This window comes from Nitrospirillum amazonense (genome assembly GCF_007828045.1).
Lineage (GTDB): Bacteria > Pseudomonadota > Alphaproteobacteria > Azospirillales > Azospirillaceae > Nitrospirillum > Nitrospirillum amazonense_C.
Genome location: NZ_VITN01000008.1, coordinates 195,238 through 216,962, shown reverse-complemented (window position 1 = coordinate 216,962; position 21,725 = coordinate 195,238). Strand labels below are relative to the sequence as shown.

Sequence of the window (21,725 nt, the reverse complement as noted above, 5' to 3'; positions counted from 1 at the left end):
GGCCACCCCCCACCCATGGTGCATGAGACCCCCCTGATCGCCATCATCGTCGGCGGCCTCGGCTGCGCCTTCGTCCTGGGCGCCATCGCCACCCGCCTGCGCATCTCGCCCCTGGTGGGGTATTTGCTGGCGGGGGTCATCCTGGGCCCGTTCACGCCCGGCTTCGTCGCCGACCAGCACCTGGCGTCGCAGCTGGCGGAGATCGGCGTCATCCTGCTGATGTTCGGGGTTGGCCTGCATTTCTCCCTGTCCGACCTCATGTCGGTGAAACTGATCGCCATTCCCGGCGCGCTGGCTCAGATCGGCGTCGCCACCCTGATGGGCATGGGCCTGGCCCGCGTGATGGGGTGGGGCCTGGGGGCGGGGCTGGTGTTCGGCCTGGCCCTGTCCGTCGCCAGCACGGTGGTGTTGCTGCGCACGCTGCAGGAACGCCGGCTGATGGAGACGCAGGGCGGCAAGATCGCCATCGGCTGGCTGGTGGTGGAGGACATGGCCATGGTGCTGGCGCTGGTGCTGCTGCCGGCGCTGGGTGACCTGCTGGGTGGCATGGGCACGCCGTCCTGGTCGCAGCTTAGCCTGACCCTGGCGCTGACCCTGGGCAAGGTGGCCCTGTTCGTGGCCCTGATGCTGGTAGGCGGGCGCCGGTTGATCCCCTGGATCCTGCACCGCGTCGCGCAGACCGGCTCCCGCGAGCTGTTCCGCCTGGCGGTGCTGGCCGTGGCGCTGGGCGTGGCCTTTGGGGCGGCCGAGCTGTTCGGCGTGTCCTTCGCCCTGGGCGCCTTCTTCGCCGGCATGACCCTGGCCGAATCCCCCCTGGCGCACGAGGCGGCGGAGGAATCACTGCCGCTGCGCGACGCTTTCGCCGTGCTGTTCTTCGTGTCGGTGGGCATGCTGTTCGACTGGCACATCCTGATCGACCATCCGCTGCCCCTGCTGGGCACGCTGGCCATCATCCTGGTGGGCAAGGTGGTGGCGGCCTATGTGCTGGTGCGCGCCTTCCGCCACACCATCCCGACGGCGCTGACCATCGCCGGCGGCCTGGCGCAGATCGGTGAGTTCTCCTTCATCCTGGCGGCGTTCGGCGTGGACCTGGGGTTGCTGCCGCCCACGGGGCAGAGCCTGATCCTGGCGGGGGCCATCCTGTCCATCCTATTGAACCCCCTGGTGTTTATCGGCCTGCAGCGCCTGGCCAACCAGCGCCAGCGCAAGGCGGCGGTCGCCACCGGCGAGGCGGAAGCGGCGGAAGCAACGGCCAAGGCCAAGACGTTCACGGCGCCGGAACCGACCGCGCTGACCGACCATGCCATCATCATCGGTTACGGCCGCGTCGGCCGCCTGGTGGGCGAGGCCCTGCGCCAGGACGGCACGCCCGTGCTGGTGGTGGAAGAGGACACCGGCATCCTGGAACAGCTGCGCGGCGCCGGGCAGGAGGTGATCGCCGGCAACGCGGCCCAGCCGGATGTGCTGGCCGCCGCCAACCTGGATGGCGCGCGGTGGCTGTTCGTGGCCGTGCCCAACAGCTTCGAGGCGGGGCAGGTGGTGGCCCAGGCGCGCAAGCGCAACCCCCAGCTGGACATCATCGCCCGCGCCCACACCGACGCCGCCGTGGACCATCTGCGCCAGCACGGCGCCAGCCTGGTCATCATGGGCGAACGGGAAATCGCCCAGGCCATGCTGGCCCACACCCACGGCCTGCGCATCCCCGACCCCGCCCCGGCCCGGGACATACCGCCGGAAGGAGCGGTGGCCGAGGCCGTATAGAGGGACTTCGCGGAGAAAAGGGCGCGGATGATGGACCGCGCCCGTTGCCACGACCTTACCGCCCCCCTTCCGGCAGCACCGGCTTGCGGTCCGGATAAGCGGGCCGCGCGAAGGTCTGGGGCGGGTTCTTGGCCAGTTGGTCCAGCGCCACGGCCACCGCCTTTTCCAGCTGGGGATCGTGGCCCTGGCGCACCAGGGCGGGATCCTGCTCCACCTCCACATCCGGCGGGATGCCGATGTTCTCCACCTCCCACTCGCCATGGGTGCCGTAGAGCGCCCAGCGCGGCGCGGTGATGGAGCCGCCGTCCATCAGCGGGGGATAGCCGCCGATGCCCACCAGGCCGCCCCAGGTGCGCACCCCCACCAGGGTGCCCAGCTTGGCCTTGCGGAACAGCCAGGGCAGCGCGTCACCGCCGGAGCCCGACATCTGGTTGATGATCATGACCTTGGGGCCGTAGATGGCCTGCGCCGGCTCCACCATCTCTTCACCCTCACGGGTGGCATCGATCATCTGCGGCGTCTTCTTCATCTGTTCGACGATGAAGTCCGCGATCTGGCCGCCATGGTTGAAGCGCTCATCCACGATGGCGCCCTGCTTGCCCACCTGCGAGTAGTAGTAGCGGTTGAAGTTGGCAAAGCCGCCCGCCGCCGTGTCCGGCAGATAGACATAGGCCAGGCGCCCGCCCGACAGCTGGTCCACCTTGCGCCGGTTCTCCTCCATCCAGGTGTGCAGGCGCAGCTTGGTTTCCGAGGGCAAGGGCACCACCGTCACCTGGCGCGACCCGCTGCCGTCGGCCTTGGGGCCCACGGTCAGCACCGTCTGCTTGCCGGCCGTGCCCAGGAAATAGCGGTAGACCTCCTGGTCCGTCTTCACCTCGTTGCCATTGACCGCCAGCAACAGGTCGCCCACGGCGACGTTGACGCCCGGCTGGGTCAGGGGCGCCCGGGCGCCCGGCGTCCAGTTCTCGCCCTCCAGGATGCGGGCGAACTGGTAACGGCCGGCCACGACGCGGTAGTCGGCGCCCAGTAGGCCGACGCTGACCTTGTCCTGCTTGGGGAAGGCGCCGCCGCCCACGAAGGTGTGGCCCAGGCCGATATGGCCGGTCATCTCCGCGAACAGGGTGTTCAGGTCCACACGGCCCGCCAGCGCCTCCAGGAAGGGGGCGTAGACCTGTTCGGCCTTGGCCAAATCCAGTCCCTGGGCCTTGGGGTCGTAGAGGAAGTCGCGCTCAATGCGCCAGGCCTCGTGGTACATCTGCCGCCACTCGGCCCGGGGGTCGACCCACACCTGCATCTCGTCCAGTTTCAGGGCGCCGGCCCCGGCGTCGGGCGCCTTGTCGGCGCCGTTCACGAACCAGCGTCCGTGCTGGGCGTACAGCACCTTGCGCCCATCGGCGGAGACGAGGAAGCTGCCGGCGTCCACGCCGTCCACGAACTTGTCGGTCTTGCGCGTCTTCAGGTCGAAGCGCGCGACCTCCAGGCTGGGCGGGCCGTTCTCGTCACCGTCCAGGTAATCCTCATCCGTCAGGGCTACCGGCTGGGCGGCGGCGAAGACGATACCCTCCGTCCCGACCTCGATGCCCGCCAGGTTCACGCGCGGGATGGGCAGGGCCAGGGTGCGCTGATCCAGGCCGGCGAAGTCGATGCGGACCTCCCCGACCTTCTTGCCGTCGCCCTTCTTGTCATCCCCTTTCTTGTCGCCGTCATCCTGGCCAGCCTTCTTGCCATCGGCGGCCGCTTCCTCGTCACTCTCCGGCGCCAGGGGCGAAGGCAGGTCGCGGCGCAGCACCATGACGTAGACGCGTCCATCGGTGGCGCGGCCCATGCTGGACATGTCCAGCCAGCCCTGGTCCAGGCCGTTGTTGGTGAAGGCCACGAAGTACAGGTACTTACCGCCGCGGTCGAAGCGGGGGGACGTGGCGTTGCTGCGCCCGTCCGTCACCATCTGCGTCTTCTTGTCGGCCAGGCTGTAGACGTAGATGCCGTGCAGGTGGTTGGGCAACTGCTTGGCATAAGCGATCCAGCGGCTGTCCGGCGACCAGGCGGGGTTCAGCTGGCTGGCCGGGCTGTCATAGCGGTCGGTGTCCACCTTCACCGGCGTGCCATGCTCCACATCGACCATCCACAGGTTCAGCCGCTTGTCGGTGTAGGCGATCTTCTTGGCATCGGGCGACCAGAGGGGGCCGTAGAAATAGCTGGGCGGCTGGCCCAGGGCGATCACCTTCACCGGGCCCAGCCCGTCGGCAGAGCGCAGATGCAGGGCGTATTCCCCACCCTGGTCGGAGAACCAGGCCACGGTCTTGCCGTCGGGCGACCAGGCAGGGTCGCGGTCGGCCACGCCGGGGCTTTGCGTCAGGTTGCGCACGTCGCCCTTTTCCGCCGGTACGGACAGGATCTCGCCATGGGTTTCGAACAGCACCCGCTTGCCGGTGGGCGACAGGGCGGCGTGCAGGATCTGGCCCGGATCCAGGGTTTCCAGGTGGGCCCGGGTCTGCGGCAGCTCACCGGAGATCGTCACCGGCACGGCGTGCGCCTGATGGGTCGTGGTGTCGTACAGGTTCAGGGTGCCGAACTGGTCATAGACGATGCCGCCTGGGCCGGCCGCCGCCGACTGGATGTCGAAGCCCCTCTCATTACGGACGACGGACGTGACCTTGGCCGTCTTGACGTCATAGGCGTAGAGGGCCATAGGCCCCTCGCGGTCCGACAGGAAATAGACGGTGTCGCCGACCCACAGCGGGTTGCGGTCGTTGGAATTGTCGCGCGGGATCTTGACCACGCCGCTGTCGCTCAGCGCCGCGATCCACACCCGCGATGTCTGGCCGCCGCGATAGTGCTTCCAGGCCGGCTGCCACTGCGAAAAGGGCACATAGGCCAGGCGGCCGCCGTCCGGCGAATAGCTGGCCTGGAAGCCGGAGGGCAGCGGCAGCTGGGTGGCGGCACCGCCCGTGACGGGGATGGTATAGAGCTGCTCCAGGTCGCGCGGCGTGGTGCGCGGCGTGCGGAACAGCACGTTCTTGCCGTCCGGCGTCCAGCCCACCGCCACGTCGCGGCCGGGGTGCCAGGTCAGGCGCTGCGGCTGACCACCGCCCGCCGGCACGACGTAGACGTCGGTGTTGCCGTCATAGGTGCCGGTGTAGGCGACCAGGCTGCCGTCGGGGGAGAAGACGGGGCCGCTGTTCTGCCCCTGACCCGCCACCAGCAAGGTGGCCTGGCCGCCGGCGCGCGGCACGGTCCAGATCTGCCCGCCGTAATCGAAGGCGATCAGGCTGGCCGACAGGCTGGGGTGCTGCAGCATCAGGGGCGGCGGGGCGGAGGCGGGCCTTGCCCCCGGGGGCGGGGCTTCGGGCGGCTTCGTCTGGGCCTGGGCGAAAGAACCGGATAAGGAAACGGGAACCAACAGGCACGCGAGCGCCACGCCAAGCCAACGCATCAGACACCGCCGGGTTGTGAAAGGGCTGGCGGCGATTGTTCCATACCGTGTCGGCCGGCGCCACGGCGCTGAAACAGCCTGCGACGATTTCATTTGTCAAAATACGCGCCGCAAATGGTGCCGCCATAAGGCAAGATGAAGGGCCACGCCGCCGCCGGGGGGATGCGGCGCGGCCTGCGGGGGACGGTTCGATGGGGTGGACGAGGGTGGCCACGGCACTGTTGTGCACGGCCTTGGTGACGACGAACGCGCGGGGTGCCGGCACCGCCGCGCCGCCGGCGGATGAGGCGCACCCGGCGCCGGTGCGCGCGCAGAATGATGAGGTCTTCACCATTATCTATCCCCGCGCCACGGAAAGCGCCACCGACCCCCGGGACGAATATCCCCTGGGCCTGCTGCGCCTGGCCCTGGACAAGGTGGGTGCCCGCTACACCATCCGGCCCAGCGCCACGGTCATGGAACAGGCCCGCGCCGCCGTGGCCCTGCAGCAGGGCACGGAGGTGACGCTGCTGTGGAACGGCATGTCGGCCAAGCTGGAACGGGAACTGAGGCCCATCCGCATCCCCCTGTTCCGGGGGGTGCTGGGCTATCGCCTGTTCATCATCAACAAGGCGGCGCAGGCCAAGTTTTCCGCCGTGCGCAGCCTGGACGACCTGAGACGCCTGACCGCCGGCCAGGCCCTGGGCTGGCCCGACGTGGACATCCTGCAGGCGGCTGGGTTGCCGGTGGAGGCTTTCCGCTATGATCTGCTGTTCCGCCTGGTGGGCCTGAACCGCATCGACTATTTCCCCCGGGGCGCCAACGAGATCTTCGCCGAGGTGGCCCAGCGCGCGCCCGAGGTGCCCGACCTGGCGGTGGAAAGTGACCTCGTCCTGGTCTATCCCTTCGACAGCTTCTTCTACACCAGCAAGGCCAACGAGGCCCTGGCCGCCGCCATCGAGAAGGGCCTGACGAAGGCCTATGAGGATGGTAGCTACCTCAAGTATTTCAACGACAGCCCCTACATCCGTCAGATGCTGACCGACGCCCACCTGGACAGCCGCCGCCGCATCGAGATACCCAACCCGCTGCTGTCGCCGGAAACGGCGGCCCTGCCGGACAGGTTCTGGTATGGCAAGGACGGGCACTGACCAAGCCGATCGTCAGCGCCCCTTGCCCATCGTGGCCACGGCCTTGGTGATGGCGGCGCGCCCCCAGCATCCTCGCATGCCAAGAGCCTTTCACAACACCGGCACAGGCCCCAGCGGAAACCGCTGCTTGATGCGGGCCAGCAGGCTGTCGCGCACCTGGCGGTAGGCGGCCAGGCGGGTCTCGCGGTTGCCTTCGATGAAGCTGGGGTCGAAGGTGTGCCAGAATTCCACGTCGCAGGCGGTGGTGCGGGTCATCTCCACCGCGCGGTGCTGCGCCTCCGGCGACAGCGACACCACCAGGTCGAAGCTGGTGTCCTCCAGCTGATCGAAGGTCTTGGCGCGGTGGCGGCTGATGTCTATGCCCATCTCCTCCATCACAGCGGCGGCGAAGGGGTCGGGGTCGCCCTCGCGCACGCCGGCGCTGTCGACATAGAGGCGATGGCCGTGCAGGTGGCGCAGCAGGGCCGCCGCCATGGGGGAACGGATGGAGTTGTGCGTGCAGGCGAACAGCACGCTGGTGATCTGGGCCGGATGCACGGCAGGGGCGAAGGCGGCGAAAGGATCCGGACGCTCCGCCATCTTTCCCCTCAGCCCCGGATATGCAGGACGCAGATGAGGGTGAACAGGCGGCGGGCGGTGCCATGGTCCATGGTCACCTTGGCGGCCAGCCGCTCACGCAACACGTCGGAGCCCTCGTTGTGCAGGCCCCGCCGCCCCATGTCGATGGCCTCGATCTGCGACGGGCTGGCGGTCTTGATGGCCTTGTAATAGCCCTCGCAGATCAGGAAATAGTCGCGGATCACCGTGCGCAGCGGCGTCAGCGGCAGGGTGATGCGGTCGACCTCCGCATCCCCCTCGTCCCGCAGGTCGAAGACCATGCGGTTGTCCTCGATGGACAGGAACAGACGGTAGGGCCCGGCATCCGGATGGTCGACCAGCTGGAACTGCTGGTTCTCCTCCACCAGGTCGAACAGCGCCACCGCCCGCTCATGCTCCACCTCCGGCCGGCGGCGGATGGCCGTCTGCTCCACCAGCTCGACATGGACGATGCGCTGGCGGCTGGCGTCCGACATCCGGGCGTCCCCTCAGCGGCCCAGCCGGACGCGAACCGACAGTGCGTGCGCGCCCAGCCCTTCCGCATCAGCCAGGATGGCGGCCTGCGGCCCCAGCCGGCCCAGGCTGGCGGCGTCGCAGCCCACCAGGGTGGTGCGCTTCATGAAGTCCAGCACGTTGAGGCCGGAGGAGAAGCGGGCGCTGCGGGCCGTGGGCAGCACGTGGTTGGGGCCGGCGATGTAGTCGCCGATAGCCTCGGGCGTGTAGCGGCCCAAAAAGATGGCGCCGGCGTGGTTGACCCTGGCCGCCAGCGCGTCGGGATCGGCCACCGCCAGTTCCAGATGCTCCGGCGCCAGGCGGTCGACCAGGGCCACCGCCTCATCCAGGTCGCGCACCAGGACCGTGGCGCCGTTGTTGCGCCAGCTGGCGCCGGCGATGACGGCGCGCGGCAGGGTCTTCAGATGGGTGTCCACCGCCGCCCGCACCGCCTGGATGAAGGTGGCGTCATCGCTGATCAGGATGGACTGGGCGCTGCTGTCATGCTCGGCCTGCGACAGCAGGTCGGCCGCGATCCAGCTGGGGTCGTTGGCCCCGTCGGCCACCACCAGGATTTCCGAGGGGCCGGCGATCATGTCGATGCCCACGGTACCGAACACCTGGCGCTTGGCGGCGGCGACATAGGCGTTGCCGGGGCCCACGATCTTGTCCACCGGCCGGATGGTCGCGGTGCCGTAGGCCAGCGCCGCCACCGCCTGGGCGCCGCCCACGCGATAGATCTCATCCACCCCGGCGATGCTGGCGGCCGCCAGCACCAGGGGGGACAGCGCCCCCTCCGGCGTCGGCACCACCATGGCCAGGCGCTTCACGCCCGCGACCTTGGCCGGGATGGCGTTCATGAGGACGGAGCTGGGGTAGGAGGCGAGGCCGCCGGGCACGTACAGGCCCACGGCCGACAGCGGCGTCCAGCGGGCGCCCAGGCGCACGCCCACCTCGTCCACGTAATCGTAGGTGTCGGGGGTCTGGCGGCGGTGGAAGGCCTCGATCCGGCCGGCGGCCACCTTCAGCGCCTCGATAACCTCGGGGTCGCAAGCGGCCACGGCGGCCTCGGTCTCGCATTCCGCGATACGCAGCCGGTCGGGCGTCAGGTCCAACTGGTCCCAGCGGCTGGTGTATTTGATCAGCGCCTCATCCCCGTGCAGGCGCACGTCGCGCAGCACCTCGGCCACCGCGTCGGCCACGTCGCTCTGGGATTCCCGCTTGGCATGCAACAGCCGGTCGAAGTCCGCCTCGAAGCCGGCATCGGTGGTGCGCAGTTCACGCGGCATGGGTGACAACCTCCGTGAAACGGTTGATCCAGTCCTGGATCTCCGGATGGCGGGTCTTGAAGGCGGCGCGATTGACGATAAGGCGCGAGGTCACGTCGGCAATATGCTCGATCTCCACCAGGCCGTTGGCCTTCAGGGTGGCACCGCTGGACACCAGGTCGACGATGCGCTGGCACAGGCCCAGGCTGGGCGCCAGTTCCATGGCGCCGTTCAGCTTGATGCATTCCGCCTGCACGCCGCGGCGGGCGAAGTGGCGGCGGGTGACCTCCGGATACTTGGTGGCCACGCGCACGTGGCTCCAGCGCGAGGGGTCGTCGCCCTGCGCCTCGGCCACCGGCTCGGCCACCGCCAGGCGGCAATGGCCGATGCCCAGGTCCAGGGGCGCGTAGATTTCGGGATAGTCGAATTCCATCAGCACGTCGTTGCCGCACACACCCATCTGGGCGGCGCCGAAGGCGACGAAGGTGGCGACGTCGAAGCTGCGCACGCGGATGATCTCCACATGCGGCAGGTTGGTGGCGAAGCGCAGCGCCCGGCTCCTGGGGTCGTCGAACGCGGCCTCGGGCCTCAGGCCCACGGCCTCCAGCAGCGGCCGCACCTCATCCAGGATGCGGCCCTTGGGCAGGGCCAGGGTCAGCCGCTCCGCCGCGCCGGACGCGGCGGCGCTATGCGCGTGCCCGGATGTTGAAACCGGGGCGGTGGCGACCGGGGCGGATGGTGGCGGCGCGGCGGCAGGCATGGAAACGCGGGCTCCGAAGGACGAACCCCATTCCGGGTCCGGAGGGCCGCAGAATAGCAGATCGTCCGCCCCCGCCAACGCCTTGGGTTGGAGGGCAGCCCTGTCTGTTTGCACAGGGCCGGGCCGCCCGCGCGCGCCTTTACGGGCCCGTCCTGATTGGCCGGGCCTTATTGGTTCTGGGGCGCCTGCGCCTTGGCCGGCAGGGTGGCCAGCGCGGCCTTGCAGTCGGCCGACAGCTTGTCCTCATGCGCCTTCAGGCAGGCCAGGACGCGGCCGCCGCCGGGTTGTTCATCCTTGCACAGGGCCTGACGGTCGGGTTGGCAGGCCTTCATGGCGGCGCGGGCCGCCGGGTGGGCCGGCTGGCCGTCCTGTGACTGGGCCTGGGACTGGGCGAAAGCCGCCATGGGCGCCAGGACCAACGACAGGGCGAGGCAGGTGCCGACAAGCGTCTTGGTCATCATGTAAGGTATCCTTGCTGACAGGGGGCCGGGACGGCCAATTCGGCCGCCTGGGCCTGATACGCCGCAACCCCGGCCAACTATTCGAACCCGTTTTTCCAAAATCCGGCCGACCCGCCCGAATACCGGAGAGCCCGGCCGGCGTATCAGCGCCAAATCCCCCGTTTCCGCGCGAGGTTCGGCCATGGCCATCGTGGATGGTGCCAGCGTCCTTCCCCTGAAGTTCTACCCCTTCGTCGCGGCCGCCGTGGCGGCGGAAGTGGCCTGGTACGCCGCGCGGCGCCAGTCCTACCCCTGGACGGAAACGGCAACCTCCGTCGCCGTCTTCCTGATGCGCATACCCACGAAGCTGGCGCTGGCCGGCGTCGTGGCGCCGGTGGCCTGGTATGCCTGGACCCACCGCATCGCCACCGTGCCGCTGGACCGCTGGTGGGGGCTGGCCCTGCTGTTCGCGGCAGAGGAGTTCTGTTACTACTGGGCCCATCGCCTGGGCCATGAGGTGCGCTGGGTCTGGGCATCGCACAGCGTCCACCATTCCCCCACCGCCTTGCACCTGGCCAGCGCCTTCCGGCTGGGGGTGACGGACGTGCTGTCCTGCGGCTGGCTGGTCTACATTCCGCTGTATTTCCTGGGCTTCAACCCGGTGGCGGTGACGGCGATGCTGGCGCTGAACCTGTTCTATCAGTTCTGGCTGCATACCGAAGCGGTGGGCACCCTGGGCCCGCTGGAATGGGTGCTGAACACCCCCGCCCACCACCGGGTGCACCATGCCAGCAATCCGGAATACCTGGATCGCAACTACGGTGGCGTGGTCATCGTCTGGGACCGGCTGTTCGGCACCTTCGCCCAGGCGTCGCCCGAGGTGCCGCTGACCTACGGCCTGGTCCATGTCGCGCCCAGCGCCAACCCGCTGGTGGTGTGCCTTCGCGAATGGAGGGCCATGGCCCGTGACGCGGCCCGCGCGCGCGGGGTGGGCACCCGCCTGCGCCAGCTGTTCGGCCACCCTGGCGACAGCCTGAGCGCGCGGGGCGCGTGCTTGCGACAGGACATCCCGTGACAGGCCAGCAGCCCTGGAGCCGCCTGCCCGCCACCAATGGAGATGATGGGGCGGACGACGACACCCTGATGGCCCGTGTCGCCCAGGGGGACGAGCGGGCGCTGCGCCAGGTCGGCCAGCGCCACTACGCGGCCACCTGGCGGCTGGCCAAGCGCCTGCTCACCTCGGAGGCGGAGGCGGACGACGTGGCGCAGGAGGTGCTGGTGCGGGTGTGGAACCATGCGGCCCGCTGGACGCCCGGCCGGGCCCAGCTGTCCACCTGGCTTTACACCGTGACCTACCGGCTGTGTCTCGACCGCCTGCGCGGCCGCCGGCATGCCCCGCTGGAGGCGGCGATGGACGTGGCCGATCCCAGCGAGGGGGCCGCCGAGACGATGGAGCGCCGATCGGAACAGCGGCGCGTGCGCGACGCCCTGGCCAGCCTGCCGGAAAAGCAGCGCGCGGCCCTGGTGCTGTTCTATTACCAGGAAATGCCGGGGCCCCAGGCGTCGGCCGTGCTGGGCCTGAACCTGCGTGCCTACTGGTCGCTGCTGTATCGTGCCCGGGGTGCGCTGGAACGGGCGCTGATCAAGGGCGGCAAGGAGATTTTTGAAAGGAAGGGTGAGCCATGACCATTGAGGAATTCGCCCAGTTGCTGGCGGCCCACGGGCCGGATATCGATCACTGGCCGTCGGCGATCCAGCGCGCGGCCCGGCGCCTGCGTACCCAGGACGCGGACGCGCGCGTCCTGTGGGAGGCCGCCTTGCGTCGCTGGGGCCCGCCTGCCGGCGACGGCCTGGAAGATGACGCGCCGGGCGCGGCCCGCGTCCAGGCCGGCATCGACGCCAGCTTGCGCCGCATTCGCCGGCAGCAGGTTCCTGCCCCCTCGGCCCCTTGGCTGTCCTGGCGGCCGGCCGGCGCCGTCTTCGCCACCATGGCGGTGGCCGGCTGGCTGGCCGGCACCTGGCTGACGCCCGCGCCCGAGGCGACGGCCACGGCCTCTCTGGCCACCCTGTTCACCCTGGCCGGCGTGGGCGGCGACTGGCTGGTGCAGTAGCGCCCCCGTCCCCGTCCGCCCAATTCTCCATAAAAGGTTCGCCCCCATGCGGTCACCGGTTCTGCGCTTCCTCTTCCCCCTGTCCCTGGCCCTGAACCTGTTCCTGCTGGCCTTCGTGGGCGCTCAGCAATGGCGCCAGCGGGCGGCCCTGGGCACCCTGCCCCCCTTGCTGGCCCGTTCCGCCGCCGGCAACGCGCTGGCCACCCTGGTGGGACAGTTGGCGGAACAGCTGCCGGCGGGGGACCGCAACCTGCTGCGCGGGGCCATCGCCAGCCACATGGCGCAGCTGGAGGCGGCGCAGGGCCGCTTCGCCGCCGCCATGGACCAGGTGCGGGCGGAGATCGACCGCACGCCGCTGGACCCCGATGCCCTGCGCGCCGCCATGGCCAACGCCCGCGAACAACGCCAACCCATCGGCCCGGTGCTGGAGGACATCATGATGGAGGTGCTGCCCAAGATGTCCCCCGAGGGCCGGCATGTCCTGGCCCGATACCGCAGCCGCTAACCCCACAGCCTCCATGCCTCACGACGCGGCCGCCCGGTGCAGCTCCACCGCCGCGAAGGCCAGGAAGGCCAGGCCGGCGGCAACGTTCAGCCCCCGGGCCACGCGCGGCGCCATAATGCCGCGCAACGCCGCGACCCCGGCCACCAGCACCACCCACCACAGCAGCGAGCCCGCCGCCACGCCCGCCACCGTGGTGACGATCCGCAGCCGCGCCACCTCCACCCCGGAAAGGGCCGCCCCCGAAAGGGCTGAGAGGGGGACGAAGGCCGTCAGCATGGCGGCGAAGACGATGATGGTGGGCGGATTGCTCAGGGTCAGCAGGAAGGAGGACGCCCAGGCGCGCGGCAGGGACAGGGTTGAGAGAGCGGCCGGCCGGCCATCTTCCTTGGGCGTTTCTGGGCCGGTCGGCTTGGGCCGCAGGGCGGCATAGGCCAGCCAGCCCAGGAACAGCCCGGCCAGCAGGTGCAGCGGCCGGCCATGGTCGGTGACAAAGGCCGAAACCTCCGTCAAACCCAAGGCGGCGACACCGGCGTAGACGCCGTCGCCCGTGGCGATGCCGGCCCCGGTGGCCAGGCCCAGGCGCCAACCGCCCGCCAGCGTGCGCCGCATGCACAGGAAGGCCATGGGGCCCACCGGCGCCGCCACACCCAGGCCCAGCAGCATGGCCTTCAGGAAGACGCCGGCGAACGCGGCGGGCAGAAACAGGTTGGGCGCGATGGTGATCAGCGTGTCCAAGTCCATGAGAACCATCCCAATTTTAAAAGGTCGTTCCCGCGCCGCGCTGGTATTGCCAGGGTGGTGACGCCACCGCCCCGCACGGGGGCGGGACGGCGGCATCGGCGGGATTGGGGCACAACAAAAAGCCCCGCGGGCAGCTGCTCGCGGGGCCTGTTATCGGGTGCGTCGGGGACGGCGCTTAGCCGTGACCCTCCCAAACCCCTGTCATAAACAGACAAAGCCCCGCCCCAAGCGGCACAGCGGTTTGCTGGCTGAATTGGGTGACGAGGCGCATCGGACTATGACCCTTTGTTGTGATGGGCTGGAGGCTAAGCCGCCGGGCCACCCGGTCACAACCTGAAAGTGCGCGATTGTTAAAGAAAAATGTGACCGGGTGGCTTTTTGGGCACACCCGGTCACCAAGTTCCCTGGTGCCAGGGCCGGTTCCCGATGGGGGATCATGGGGAAGGGCCGGTTTGGGGGACGGGCGCCAGGGTGGGATAGGTTGGATCAGGGAATGGCCGTCTCTGGCCGGGCGGCGCCCTCGCCCTGGGCCAGGGCCCGGCGCACACCCGCCGCGTAGTCGGCATGGACCAGGGCGAAGTGGCCCAACTGGCGCTCCACGATGGTCTGCGGCACGCCCTGCATGGCGGCGGCGATGTTGGCGAAGAGCCGGTCCCTCTGGCCCTGGTCCATCAGGGTGAACAGGGCCCGGGGCTGGCTATAGTCGTCATTGCCGGCGCGGTGGTCATGGCGGCCCACCTCGCCCGACAGGCGCAGCGGCGGTTCGGCCACGCTGGGGTCCTGGGCCGGGCCGCCCAGGCTGTTGGGCTCGTAATAGGCGTCCGGGTTGCCGGTGTCGTTGCGGAAGAAGCGCATCGCCCCGTCCTTGTGATAGTGGTGCACCGGGCACTTGGGCTGGTTCACCGGCAGCGCCTCGTAATGCGTGCCCAGGCGATAGCGGTGGGCGTCGGCGTAGGAGAAGATGCGGGCCTGCAGCATCTTGTCCGGGCTGTGGCCGATACCGGGGACGATGTTGGACGGGCTGAACGCCGCCTGCTCGATCTCCGCGAAGTAGTTGTCCGGGTTGCGGTTCAGCTCCACCACGCCCACGTCGATCAGCGGATAGTCGGCGTGCGGCCAGACCTTGGTCAGGTCGAAGGGGTTGTAGGGCGTCTTGTCGGCATCGGCCTCGGGCATCACCTGGACCTGCAGGGTCCAGCGGGGGAAGTCGCCCGCCTCGATGCTGCCGAACAGGTCCTCTTGATAGCTTTCGCGCGACCGGCCCACAACCTGGGCGGCTTCGTCATTGGTCAGGTGCTTGTGGCCCTGCTGGGTCTTGAAATGGAACTTCACCCAGAAGCGTTCGCCCTGGTCGTTCCAGAAGCTGTAGGTGTGGCTGCCGTAGCCGTTCATGAAGCGCGGGCTGGGCGGCAGGCCGCGATCCGACATCAGGATGGTGACCTGGTGCAGGCTTTCCGGCGACAGGGACCAGAAGTCCCACATGGCGGTGGGGCTGCGCAGATTGGTGCGGGGATGGCGCTTCTGCGTGTGGATGAAGTCCGGAAATTTCAGCGGGTCGCGGATGAAGAAGACGGGCGTGTTGTTGCCCACCACGTCCCAGTTGCCTTCCTCGGTATAGAACTTGACGGCGAAACCGCGCACGTCGCGCTCGGCATCCGCGGCACCCAGTTCACCGGCGACGGTGGAGAAGCGGATCAGCAGGTCGGTCTTCTTGCCCACCGCCCCGAACACCTTGGCGCGGGTGTAACGGGTGATGTCGTGGGTGACGGTCAGGGTGCCGAAGGCGCCCCATCCCTTGGCATGCACCACCCGTTCCGGAATGCGCTCGCGGTTCTGGTGGGCCAGCTTTTCCATCAGTTGGTAGTCCTGCATCAGGACGGGGCCGCGCGGGCCGGCGGTCAGGCTGTTCTGGTTGTCGGCGATGGGGGCGCCCGCGGTGGTGGTCAGGCGGGGCGGCTGGCTGGTCATGACTATCGTCCCTCGTCGTCATCGATTGGCTGGGGCGTCCGTGCGCCCGACAAGGGAAAGGTAGGCCGTGCGGCCTTCATGCGTAAAATCGATTGTTTGTATCGCGACGATAGACCACGTATATGGTTCTCCGTCATTCGAGCGACCAGCCCAATGAACCTGCGTGACCTGCGATACCTGCTGGCGGTGGCCCAGCACCGCCACTTCGGCCGGGCCGCCGCCGCCTGCAACGTCAGCCAGCCCACCCTCAGCAGCCAAGTGGCCAAGCTGGAGGCGCGACTGGGCGCCCCTCTGTTCGAGCGCACCAACAAATGGGTGGCGCCCACGCTGCTGGGGGAGGAGGTGCTGGTCCACGCCGCCCGGGCGGTGGCGGAGGCCGACGCCATCGTGGCGCTGGCGGGGGCCCGCGACCCGCTGGCCGGACCCCTGACCCTGGGCGTCATCCCCACCCTGGGTCCTTATCTCATGCCCCGGGTGTTCGCGCCCCTGCGCCGGCGCTGCCCGGCCCTGACGCTGGAGTTGTGGGAAGACACGACCGACGCCGTGGTGGAACGGCTGCGCCGACGCCAGCTGGACGCCGCCCTGATCGCCACGCCGGTCGCGGGCGACGACTTGGTGGAGCGGCCCTTGTTCCAGGAAGGCTTCCTGGCCGCCCTGCCCCCGGACCACGCGTTGGCCAGAACTGGGAACGCCGTAACAGGCGACGCCGTGGACGAGGCGGCGCTGGCGCCCGACCTGCTGGTCCTGGCCGATGGCCACTGCCTGCGCGACCAGGCCCTGGCCGCCTGCGCCCGGCCCGACCCCGGCGGCTGGTCCCTGCGGGCCACCAGCCTGGAAACCTTGCTGAACATGGTGGCGGCAGGCTACGGCACCACCCTGGTGCCGGCCCTGGCGGCGGCGGTCCATGCCGGGCGCCAGGACGTAATCTTCCGCCCCCTGGCCGGCGCCGGGACCGGACGTCTGATCCGCCTGGTCAGCCGCCCCACCTTCACCCGCCAGCCGGCGCTGGACGCGCTGGCGGATCAGGTGAAGGCGGTCACGGTCTAGCCGCCCTTACCGGCGCGGTGCCTTGGCCCGGCGGGGTGCCGGCGCGCGCTTGGGCACGGTCACCGGGGCCGTGGCCACGGGGCCGGGCTTGGGCTCCGCCGCCACGTCCACGGGTTGGGAGGTAGGCGCGTCGGTGATGACGGAGGTCTCCGCCGCCGGCGGTTCCTTGGGCGCGGGTGCCGCCTTGGCGCGACGCACCTTGGCCGCGGCCGGCTTGGCCGGGGGCCTGGGCGCCGCCGGGGGCTCTTCAGCGGGCTCCTCGCGCGCGGGCGGGGCAACGGCCGGCGCGGTGGCTGCGGCCGAGGCCTCGCCTGGGGCTTTGGGCGCCTTGGCGGCCAGGTCCTTGAACAAGGCGACCATGCTGTCCAGCCGTTCCCGGCCCTTGGTGTCCAGCGGGCCGGCGGCGCCGCCCACCATCACCAGGCCTTCCGAAAGGCGGGTGATTTCCTCCGCCGTGGCGCCGGCCAGCAACTCGGGCAGGGTTTCCAGGGCCGCCGCCGGATCGAGCAGCAGCATCAGGAACTGGTCGCGCACCAGTTGCTTGAACTCCGCCAGTTCCAGGCCCCGGCCATGGATGTCGCGCAGGCCGCGCAGGGCGTTGAAGCCACGGGCGTCGGCCATGCGCTCCGCCAGCCCCACATGCAGCAGCGCCCGCATGCCGGCCTCGCGCAGGCCGCCCTCATGCAGGCGCCGGCGCAGCTCCGCCCCCTGTTCCGCCAGGAAGCGGCGGTGTTCCGGGGTTTCGCCGGGATGGCTCCGGGGCGGGGCGTCGTCGGCATTCAGGCCGAACAGCGCCTGGGTCAGCGGATGCCCGTAGATGCCCATGAACAGCGCCTCCGCCGTCGCGTCGCGGCGGTCGCGGTAGACGTCCAGCGCCGTTTCCATCTGGCGGGCCAGCCGCTGTTCCAGGTTGCGCCAGATGTTCTCCGACCCTACTGGGCGGCGGTCGCGCCGGGCGGCGGCGGCCAGCTCCGGCACGCCGTTCAGCCAGGGGTTGGTGTCGGAGAACAGTTCATAGCTGAGGCGCAGGGGGTGCAGGCCGCGCAGGATTTCCGCTGTCGTCTCCCCCACCAGCTGGCGTACCCAGGGCTGCACGAGGTCGCGGTAGAGGCCCAGCGTCACGCGGGAGAGACGGGACACGGTAGCGAAGCGGCGTTCGTCATCCGGCAGGGGTTCGACATGGGCCGCCACGTCATTGATGCTGCGGGCGGCGAAGCGCAGGACATTGGGGTCGCCCTCCTGCCCCGACTGGCCGGAGGGGGCGGCCTCGGCCGGCAGGATCTGCGCCTCGTACAGGCCGGGGGGCAGCACGTCGATGAAGTCGATGTTGGACGCGAACTCGCGATGCTCCTTCCGCGCCACGGCGGCGGAGACGAAGATGCCCAGGTGGCCGACGCTTTCATGCACGGCGTAGACGATGGTCTGGCCGTGGCAGCGGATGTCGTCCACGCTTTCATACAGGTCGCAAATCCAGCCCAGCGCCTGCGGCGGGGGGGAGATGTTGTCACCCTTGGAGCAGAAGACGATGATGGGGGAGCGGATGGCCCGCAGGTCCACGCGCACGCCGTCCTTGGTGACGATGTCGGCGGTGGCCAGGCGGTTGCCCACGAACAGCTTGTCGACGATGTACTGGATTTCCTCGCCGTTCAGCAGGACGTGGCCGTTCCACCACTTCTCGAAACCCAGGTAGCGCGGCGCCTCGGTGTCGACCTTGTCCCACAGGGCGTACTGCTTGCCCACCAGGGTGTTGGCGGGGTTCAGGTTCTCGAAATTCTGCACCAGCCAGGCGCCGTCGAACAGGCCGGCGCCCAGGTCGCTGGCGAAGGCCGTCAGCCAGCTGCCGCCCAGCAGACCGCCGCTGTAGCGCATGGGGTCCTGCCCGCGATGGCCGGCCCAGAAGGACAGGGGCGTGCCGGCGATGATGATGGGGCCGAACAGGTCGGGGCGGATGGCCGCCGTCATCATCAGCTGCCAGCCGGCCTGGCAGTTGCCGATGACCACCGGCTTGCCTTCCGCCTCCGGATGCAGCTCGATGACCTTTTCCAGGCAGGCGGCCTCGGCCGCGATCACATCCTCCACCGTCTGGCCCGGCACCGGACGCGGCAGGAAGCCGATGAAATAGCAGGGATGGCCGGCGGCCAGGGCCACGCCGATCTCACTGTCCGACTTGAAGCCGCCGATGCCGGGGCCGTGGCCGGCGCGGGGATCGACGATGACGAAGGGGCGCTTCTTCAGGTCCAGCTCGACGCCCGCCGGCGGGATGATGCGCTGCAACGAATAGTTCACCGGCCGGGGCAAGGTGGCGCCATCCAGCACCGTCTCGCTTTCGAAGCTGAGCACCGTGGGCGCCGTCTGGGCCATGTGCTCATGGTACTGGGCGCCGCGTTGGCGCAGCACGTCCATCACCAGGGCGGTGCGCTGGAAGGCGTCGACCGTGTAGGCCAGTCCGTCCTGCCACAGGCGGAAAGGCCAATGATTGCTGGGGTCAAGAAAGCCCTCGGGCATCTCGAGTGGCCCCTTGGGGCCGGTCGCGTCGGTAAAGGCCATCCGCTTTCCCTCTTCGTCTTTCCCATACGCCGGCCGCTCAGGCGCCAGGGATAACCCCGCGAGGTCGCAGTATAACCAAGCGCTCTCGCAGGCGCGAAGAAGGTTTTGCGTCGCACAAAAGGAATAGGCCGCCGGGGGGTCTGGACCGGCGGCCTACCCAGGGCGGGGCCCATCTTCGTGCCGCACCGGCCGAAGCGGTACCCCGCCTGCAAGGCAGAGAGGATCAGAAGCTGAGGCAGCGGCTGCCCTCATCGCCGGCGGCGCGCTCCAGCACCAGGGCCAATTCCGCCGCCACGGTGCGGGCCTGCCGCCAGGAGGCGCAGGGGACGCGGTAGCGCCAGGGCACCGGCTCCCCCGCCCACAGGACCACTTGGGCCAGCGCCTCCGGCCGGGCGATGTCGGCCGGCCGGATGGGCTGCACCGCCACCTCCGCCAGGGGGAAGTCGCCGGCACGGCGGGGATCGCTGATCCACACCCGGCCGGCGGCGAGGTCGACGCACACGGAACCTCCGGCCGGCAGGTGGGCCGGCGTGGCGAAGGACCAGTCGGCCGCGTGCGGCACCGGCGGCGGCTGGTCCGCCTTGGCGATATCGGGGGCGGCGTCGGGTGTGTGGGTGATGAGGTCGATCAGGGTGGTGAAGCCCAACATGGCGGCGTGTCCGGGCAGGGGTCGTTCAGGGGGTCGTCCAGGGGGGGTCGTCCAGGCCCCCATTGAGCCGCCATCAGGCCATTAAAATTCCATAGCAGAAGGGGCCGCCGTTCATTAAAGCCCCGAAAAGGAACGGCCCGGCATCCTGAGAAGCCGGGCCGCTGGAGCAGACGCCACAGCCGGATCAGGCGGCCTTCACCCCGATGATGAAGCGCGACACCTCGGCGTTCAGATCCTCCGCCTGGTGCGACACGTCGCGGGCGGAGTCCTGCAACTGGCCGGCGGCGGCACCGGTGGCCACCGCCGCCTGGTGCACGCCGGTGATGTTGCGCGACACGTCCTCGGTGCCCTTGGCCGCCTCGTTCACGCTGCGGGCGATTTCCGAAGTGGTGGCCGACTGCTCCTCGATGGCGGAGGCGATAGCCATGGCGATGTCGGACATCTCGTTGATGGTGCGGCTGACGCTCTCGATGGCGGCCACCGCCTGCGACGTCAGGCCCTGGATCTCGCCGATCTGGCTTTCGATGTCGCCCGTGGCCTTGGCCGTCTGGTTGGCCAGGCTTTTCACCTCGCTGGCCACCACGGCGAAGCCCTTGCCGGCCTCCCCCGCCCGGGCGGCCTCGATGGTGGCGTTCAGCGCCAGCAGATTGGTCTGCCCGGCGATGTCGCTGATCAGCTGAACGATCTCACCGATGCGTTGGGCGCTGTCGGCCAGGCGGCGGGCGGTGCCGCTGGTGTCGTTCGCCTCCTGGATGGCCTTGGTGGCGATGGTGCGCGACTTTTCCACCTGGCTGCTGATCTCCTGCACCGTCGCCACCATCTCGTCGGTGGCGGAGGCCACGGTCTGGACGTTGGCGGAGGCCTGCTGGGCGGCGGCGGCCACGGCGCTGGACTGGGTGTTGGTCCGCTCGGCCGTGCCGGCCATGCTCTCGGCCGTGGCCTGCATCTCCGTCGCGGCGCCGGCCAGGGCGTTCACCAGCTGGGCCACCTTGGCCTCGAAGCCCTGGACCAGGCCTTCCAGCGCCACGGCGCGGCGTTCCCTGGCCTGGCGCTCCAGCTCCTGGGCCTGGGCCAGGTCGCGGGCCTTGACCATGCCGTCGCGGAACACCTCCAGCGCACGGGCCAGCGTGCCCACCTCATCCCCCCGGTCGGTGTCGGTGACGGTGACCGCCAGGTCGCCGGCCGCCATGGTCTGGACCACGCCGGTGGTGCGAGCGATGGGCCGCACGACGCCCGAGACGATGACCACCGTGGCGCCGCCACACAGCAGGGCGGTGATCGCGATGGCCACCCAGGTCATCCACACGGCGCTGTTGTATAGCTCAGCCCCATGGTCGGCAGCCTTCTTGCCTTCCGTTCCGTTGAAGTCGTTGTCATCCATAACGCTCTTCTGCGAGGCCTGGTAGGCATTGAGCCCGTCACCCAGGTACAGAGGCAGGGCCTTCGCCACGTCACCCTTGTGGACCAGGTCATCCACCTGCGCCGCCGTCGCCTTGTACTGTGCCCAATTGGTCACGAATTCCTTCATCAGCCGCTCATCAGCCGTGCCCTTGGTGATCAGGGGCTCGTAATCCCTGTAAGCCTTCGCAGCCGCCGCCTCGGCCGCCGCGTACTGCTCTTCGGCAGTCTTCAGCAGGGTGGGATCGTTGGCGGTGGCGGCAATGACCACCCGCGCCTCCATCACCCGTGTGTTGGACACCGCGACGCCCAGGCGGCCCAAGGCCACGGTGGAGGGCAGCCAGTTGTCGCGCATGTCGGCGGCGGCGGTGTTCACGGCCTCCGTCCGGCCGAGGCCGAACAGGCCCAAGCCCAGCGTCGCCAGGAAGACCACCAGGAACGCGGTCAGGACCTTCAGGCGGATGGAGAGGTTGCGCCAGGCTGTCATGATGAGGGCCCTTTCCTGGATGCGGCTTGCTGTGGACGGCCAATGGCAGCCCGATGAAACGACGCCCCTTGATCTCCCGTCCCCAATTAAAGAGGGATTAACAGACACTTGCCACAATCCGTTGCCCGGACCGTTCTAAATTATTGATTATTATATATAATTCTCTGATTTTCTTTAGCTGTACTGTGGGATAGTCCGGGGCTGCGTGCGTAAATGTCGCACCCTCGCAAGATAGCTGCCGATGATTACGCCAAATCTTCCCGAGCGGTCTAATACCGAAGCCTTAACGATTGAATAATCCTTTTGCCGTAATCTTCCCCGTTGGAGGCAATCCTGGTCCCATGGATCAAGGGTCGCCCCGGGAGAAGGCCGCCGATAAGGTCGGCCGCAC

General features: G+C 69.4%; 18 protein-coding genes. 7 read left to right on the top strand and 11 right to left on the bottom strand.

What is annotated here, in order from left to right; genetic code table 11:
- Positions 1–15: 15 nt before the first annotated feature.
- Positions 16–1,761, top strand: a complete 1,746-nt coding sequence (gene ybaL, locus FBZ89_RS15015; protein ID WP_145750773.1) for a YbaL family putative K(+) efflux transporter — start codon at positions 16–18, stop codon at positions 1,759–1,761.
- Positions 1,762–1,816: 55 nt separating this feature from the next.
- Here the strand turns inward: ybaL and FBZ89_RS15010 are convergent, their stop codons facing one another.
- A complete protein-coding gene (locus FBZ89_RS15010) occupies positions 1,817–5,059 on the bottom strand; it encodes a S41 family peptidase (protein WP_246172232.1) in 3,243 nt (1,080 codons plus the stop codon).
- Positions 5,060–5,385: 326 nt separating this feature from the next.
- Here FBZ89_RS15010 and FBZ89_RS15005 point away from each other — a divergent pair, with 326 nt between their 5' ends.
- Positions 5,386–6,324 (top strand): transporter substrate-binding domain-containing protein, encoded by a 939-nt coding sequence (locus FBZ89_RS15005; RefSeq protein WP_246172230.1) that lies wholly within the window; start codon positions 5,386–5,388, stop codon positions 6,322–6,324.
- A gap of 90 nt (positions 6,325–6,414) precedes the next feature.
- Here the strand turns inward: FBZ89_RS15005 and FBZ89_RS15000 are convergent, their stop codons facing one another.
- The 5 genes from FBZ89_RS15000 to FBZ89_RS30910 all read right to left on the bottom strand — a co-directional run bounded on the left by FBZ89_RS15000 (position 6,415) and on the right by FBZ89_RS30910 (position 9,902).
- Complete coding sequence (locus FBZ89_RS15000; protein WP_004272607.1) at positions 6,415–6,903, bottom strand: arsenate-mycothiol transferase ArsC; 489 nt, start codon at positions 6,901–6,903, stop codon at positions 6,415–6,417.
- An 8-nt stretch (positions 6,904–6,911) separates the two neighbouring features.
- Positions 6,912–7,397, bottom strand: a complete 486-nt coding sequence (locus FBZ89_RS14995; RefSeq protein ID WP_145750772.1) for a UPF0262 family protein — start codon at positions 7,395–7,397, stop codon at positions 6,912–6,914.
- Positions 7,398–7,409: 12 nt separating this feature from the next.
- On the bottom strand, positions 7,410–8,702 hold the full coding sequence (hisD, locus tag FBZ89_RS14990) for a histidinol dehydrogenase (protein ID WP_145750771.1): 1,293 nt from the start codon (positions 8,700–8,702) through the stop codon (positions 7,410–7,412).
- Positions 8,692–9,441, bottom strand: coding sequence for an ATP phosphoribosyltransferase (gene hisG / locus FBZ89_RS14985; RefSeq protein WP_145750770.1), 750 nt, complete (start codon positions 9,439–9,441; stop codon positions 8,692–8,694). Before hisG ends, hisD begins: the two co-directional genes overlap by 11 nt.
- A 167-nt stretch (positions 9,442–9,608) precedes the next feature.
- Positions 9,609–9,902: a cysteine rich repeat-containing protein gene (locus FBZ89_RS30910; protein ID WP_186457379.1), complete on the bottom strand. Its 294-nt coding sequence runs from the start codon at positions 9,900–9,902 to the stop codon at positions 9,609–9,611.
- A 181-nt stretch (positions 9,903–10,083) separates the two neighbouring features.
- Here FBZ89_RS30910 and FBZ89_RS14975 point away from each other — a divergent pair, with 181 nt between their 5' ends.
- The 4 genes from FBZ89_RS14975 to FBZ89_RS14960 are packed head-to-tail and all read left to right on the top strand — an operon-like array spanning position 10,084 to position 12,497.
- A complete protein-coding gene (locus tag FBZ89_RS14975; protein ID WP_145750768.1) occupies positions 10,084–10,956 on the top strand; it encodes a sterol desaturase family protein in 873 nt (290 codons plus the stop codon).
- On the top strand, positions 10,953–11,567 hold the full coding sequence (locus FBZ89_RS14970) for a sigma-70 family RNA polymerase sigma factor (RefSeq protein ID WP_145750767.1): 615 nt from the start codon (positions 10,953–10,955) through the stop codon (positions 11,565–11,567). Before FBZ89_RS14975 ends, FBZ89_RS14970 begins: the two co-directional genes overlap by 4 nt.
- Entirely contained in the window at positions 11,564–11,992 is a 429-nt protein-coding gene (locus FBZ89_RS14965; RefSeq protein ID WP_145750766.1) for a hypothetical protein, read from the top strand. Before FBZ89_RS14970 ends, FBZ89_RS14965 begins: the two co-directional genes overlap by 4 nt.
- A 46-nt stretch (positions 11,993–12,038) precedes the next feature.
- Positions 12,039–12,497, top strand: a complete 459-nt coding sequence (locus FBZ89_RS14960) for a periplasmic heavy metal sensor (protein ID WP_145750765.1) — start codon at positions 12,039–12,041, stop codon at positions 12,495–12,497.
- Positions 12,498–12,515: 18 nt separating this feature from the next.
- Here FBZ89_RS14960 and FBZ89_RS14955 read toward each other — a convergent pair whose 3' ends face one another.
- Both FBZ89_RS14955 and FBZ89_RS14950 read right to left on the bottom strand, forming a co-directional pair.
- Positions 12,516–13,238: a LysE family translocator gene (locus tag FBZ89_RS14955; RefSeq protein WP_145750764.1), complete on the bottom strand. Its 723-nt coding sequence runs from the start codon at positions 13,236–13,238 to the stop codon at positions 12,516–12,518.
- Positions 13,239–13,724: 486 nt separating this feature from the next.
- The gene (locus FBZ89_RS14950) at positions 13,725–15,206 is read right to left on the bottom strand and encodes a catalase (protein ID WP_145750763.1); all 1,482 of its coding nucleotides are present in this window, start codon (positions 15,204–15,206) and stop codon (positions 13,725–13,727) included.
- A 153-nt stretch (positions 15,207–15,359) separates the two neighbouring features.
- Here FBZ89_RS14950 and FBZ89_RS14945 point away from each other — a divergent pair, with 153 nt between their 5' ends.
- Entirely contained in the window at positions 15,360–16,253 is an 894-nt protein-coding gene (locus tag FBZ89_RS14945; protein ID WP_145750762.1) for a hydrogen peroxide-inducible genes activator, read from the top strand.
- 6 nt (positions 16,254–16,259) lie between these two features.
- Here FBZ89_RS14945 and FBZ89_RS14940 read toward each other — a convergent pair whose 3' ends face one another.
- The 3 genes from FBZ89_RS14940 to FBZ89_RS30905 form a co-directional block, all read right to left on the bottom strand.
- Positions 16,260–18,800 carry a DUF3141 domain-containing protein gene (locus FBZ89_RS14940; protein ID WP_246172229.1) on the bottom strand — a complete coding sequence of 847 codons (2,541 nt, stop codon included), beginning with the start codon at positions 18,798–18,800 and terminating at the stop codon, positions 16,260–16,262.
- Positions 18,801–19,023: 223 nt separating this feature from the next.
- Positions 19,024–19,449, bottom strand: coding sequence for a hypothetical protein (locus FBZ89_RS14935; RefSeq protein WP_145750761.1), 426 nt, complete (start codon positions 19,447–19,449; stop codon positions 19,024–19,026).
- Positions 19,450–19,633: 184 nt separating this feature from the next.
- Positions 19,634–21,334, bottom strand: a complete 1,701-nt coding sequence (locus FBZ89_RS30905; RefSeq protein WP_186457378.1) for a methyl-accepting chemotaxis protein — start codon at positions 21,332–21,334, stop codon at positions 19,634–19,636.
- Between the last annotated feature and the right edge of the window lie 391 nt (positions 21,335–21,725).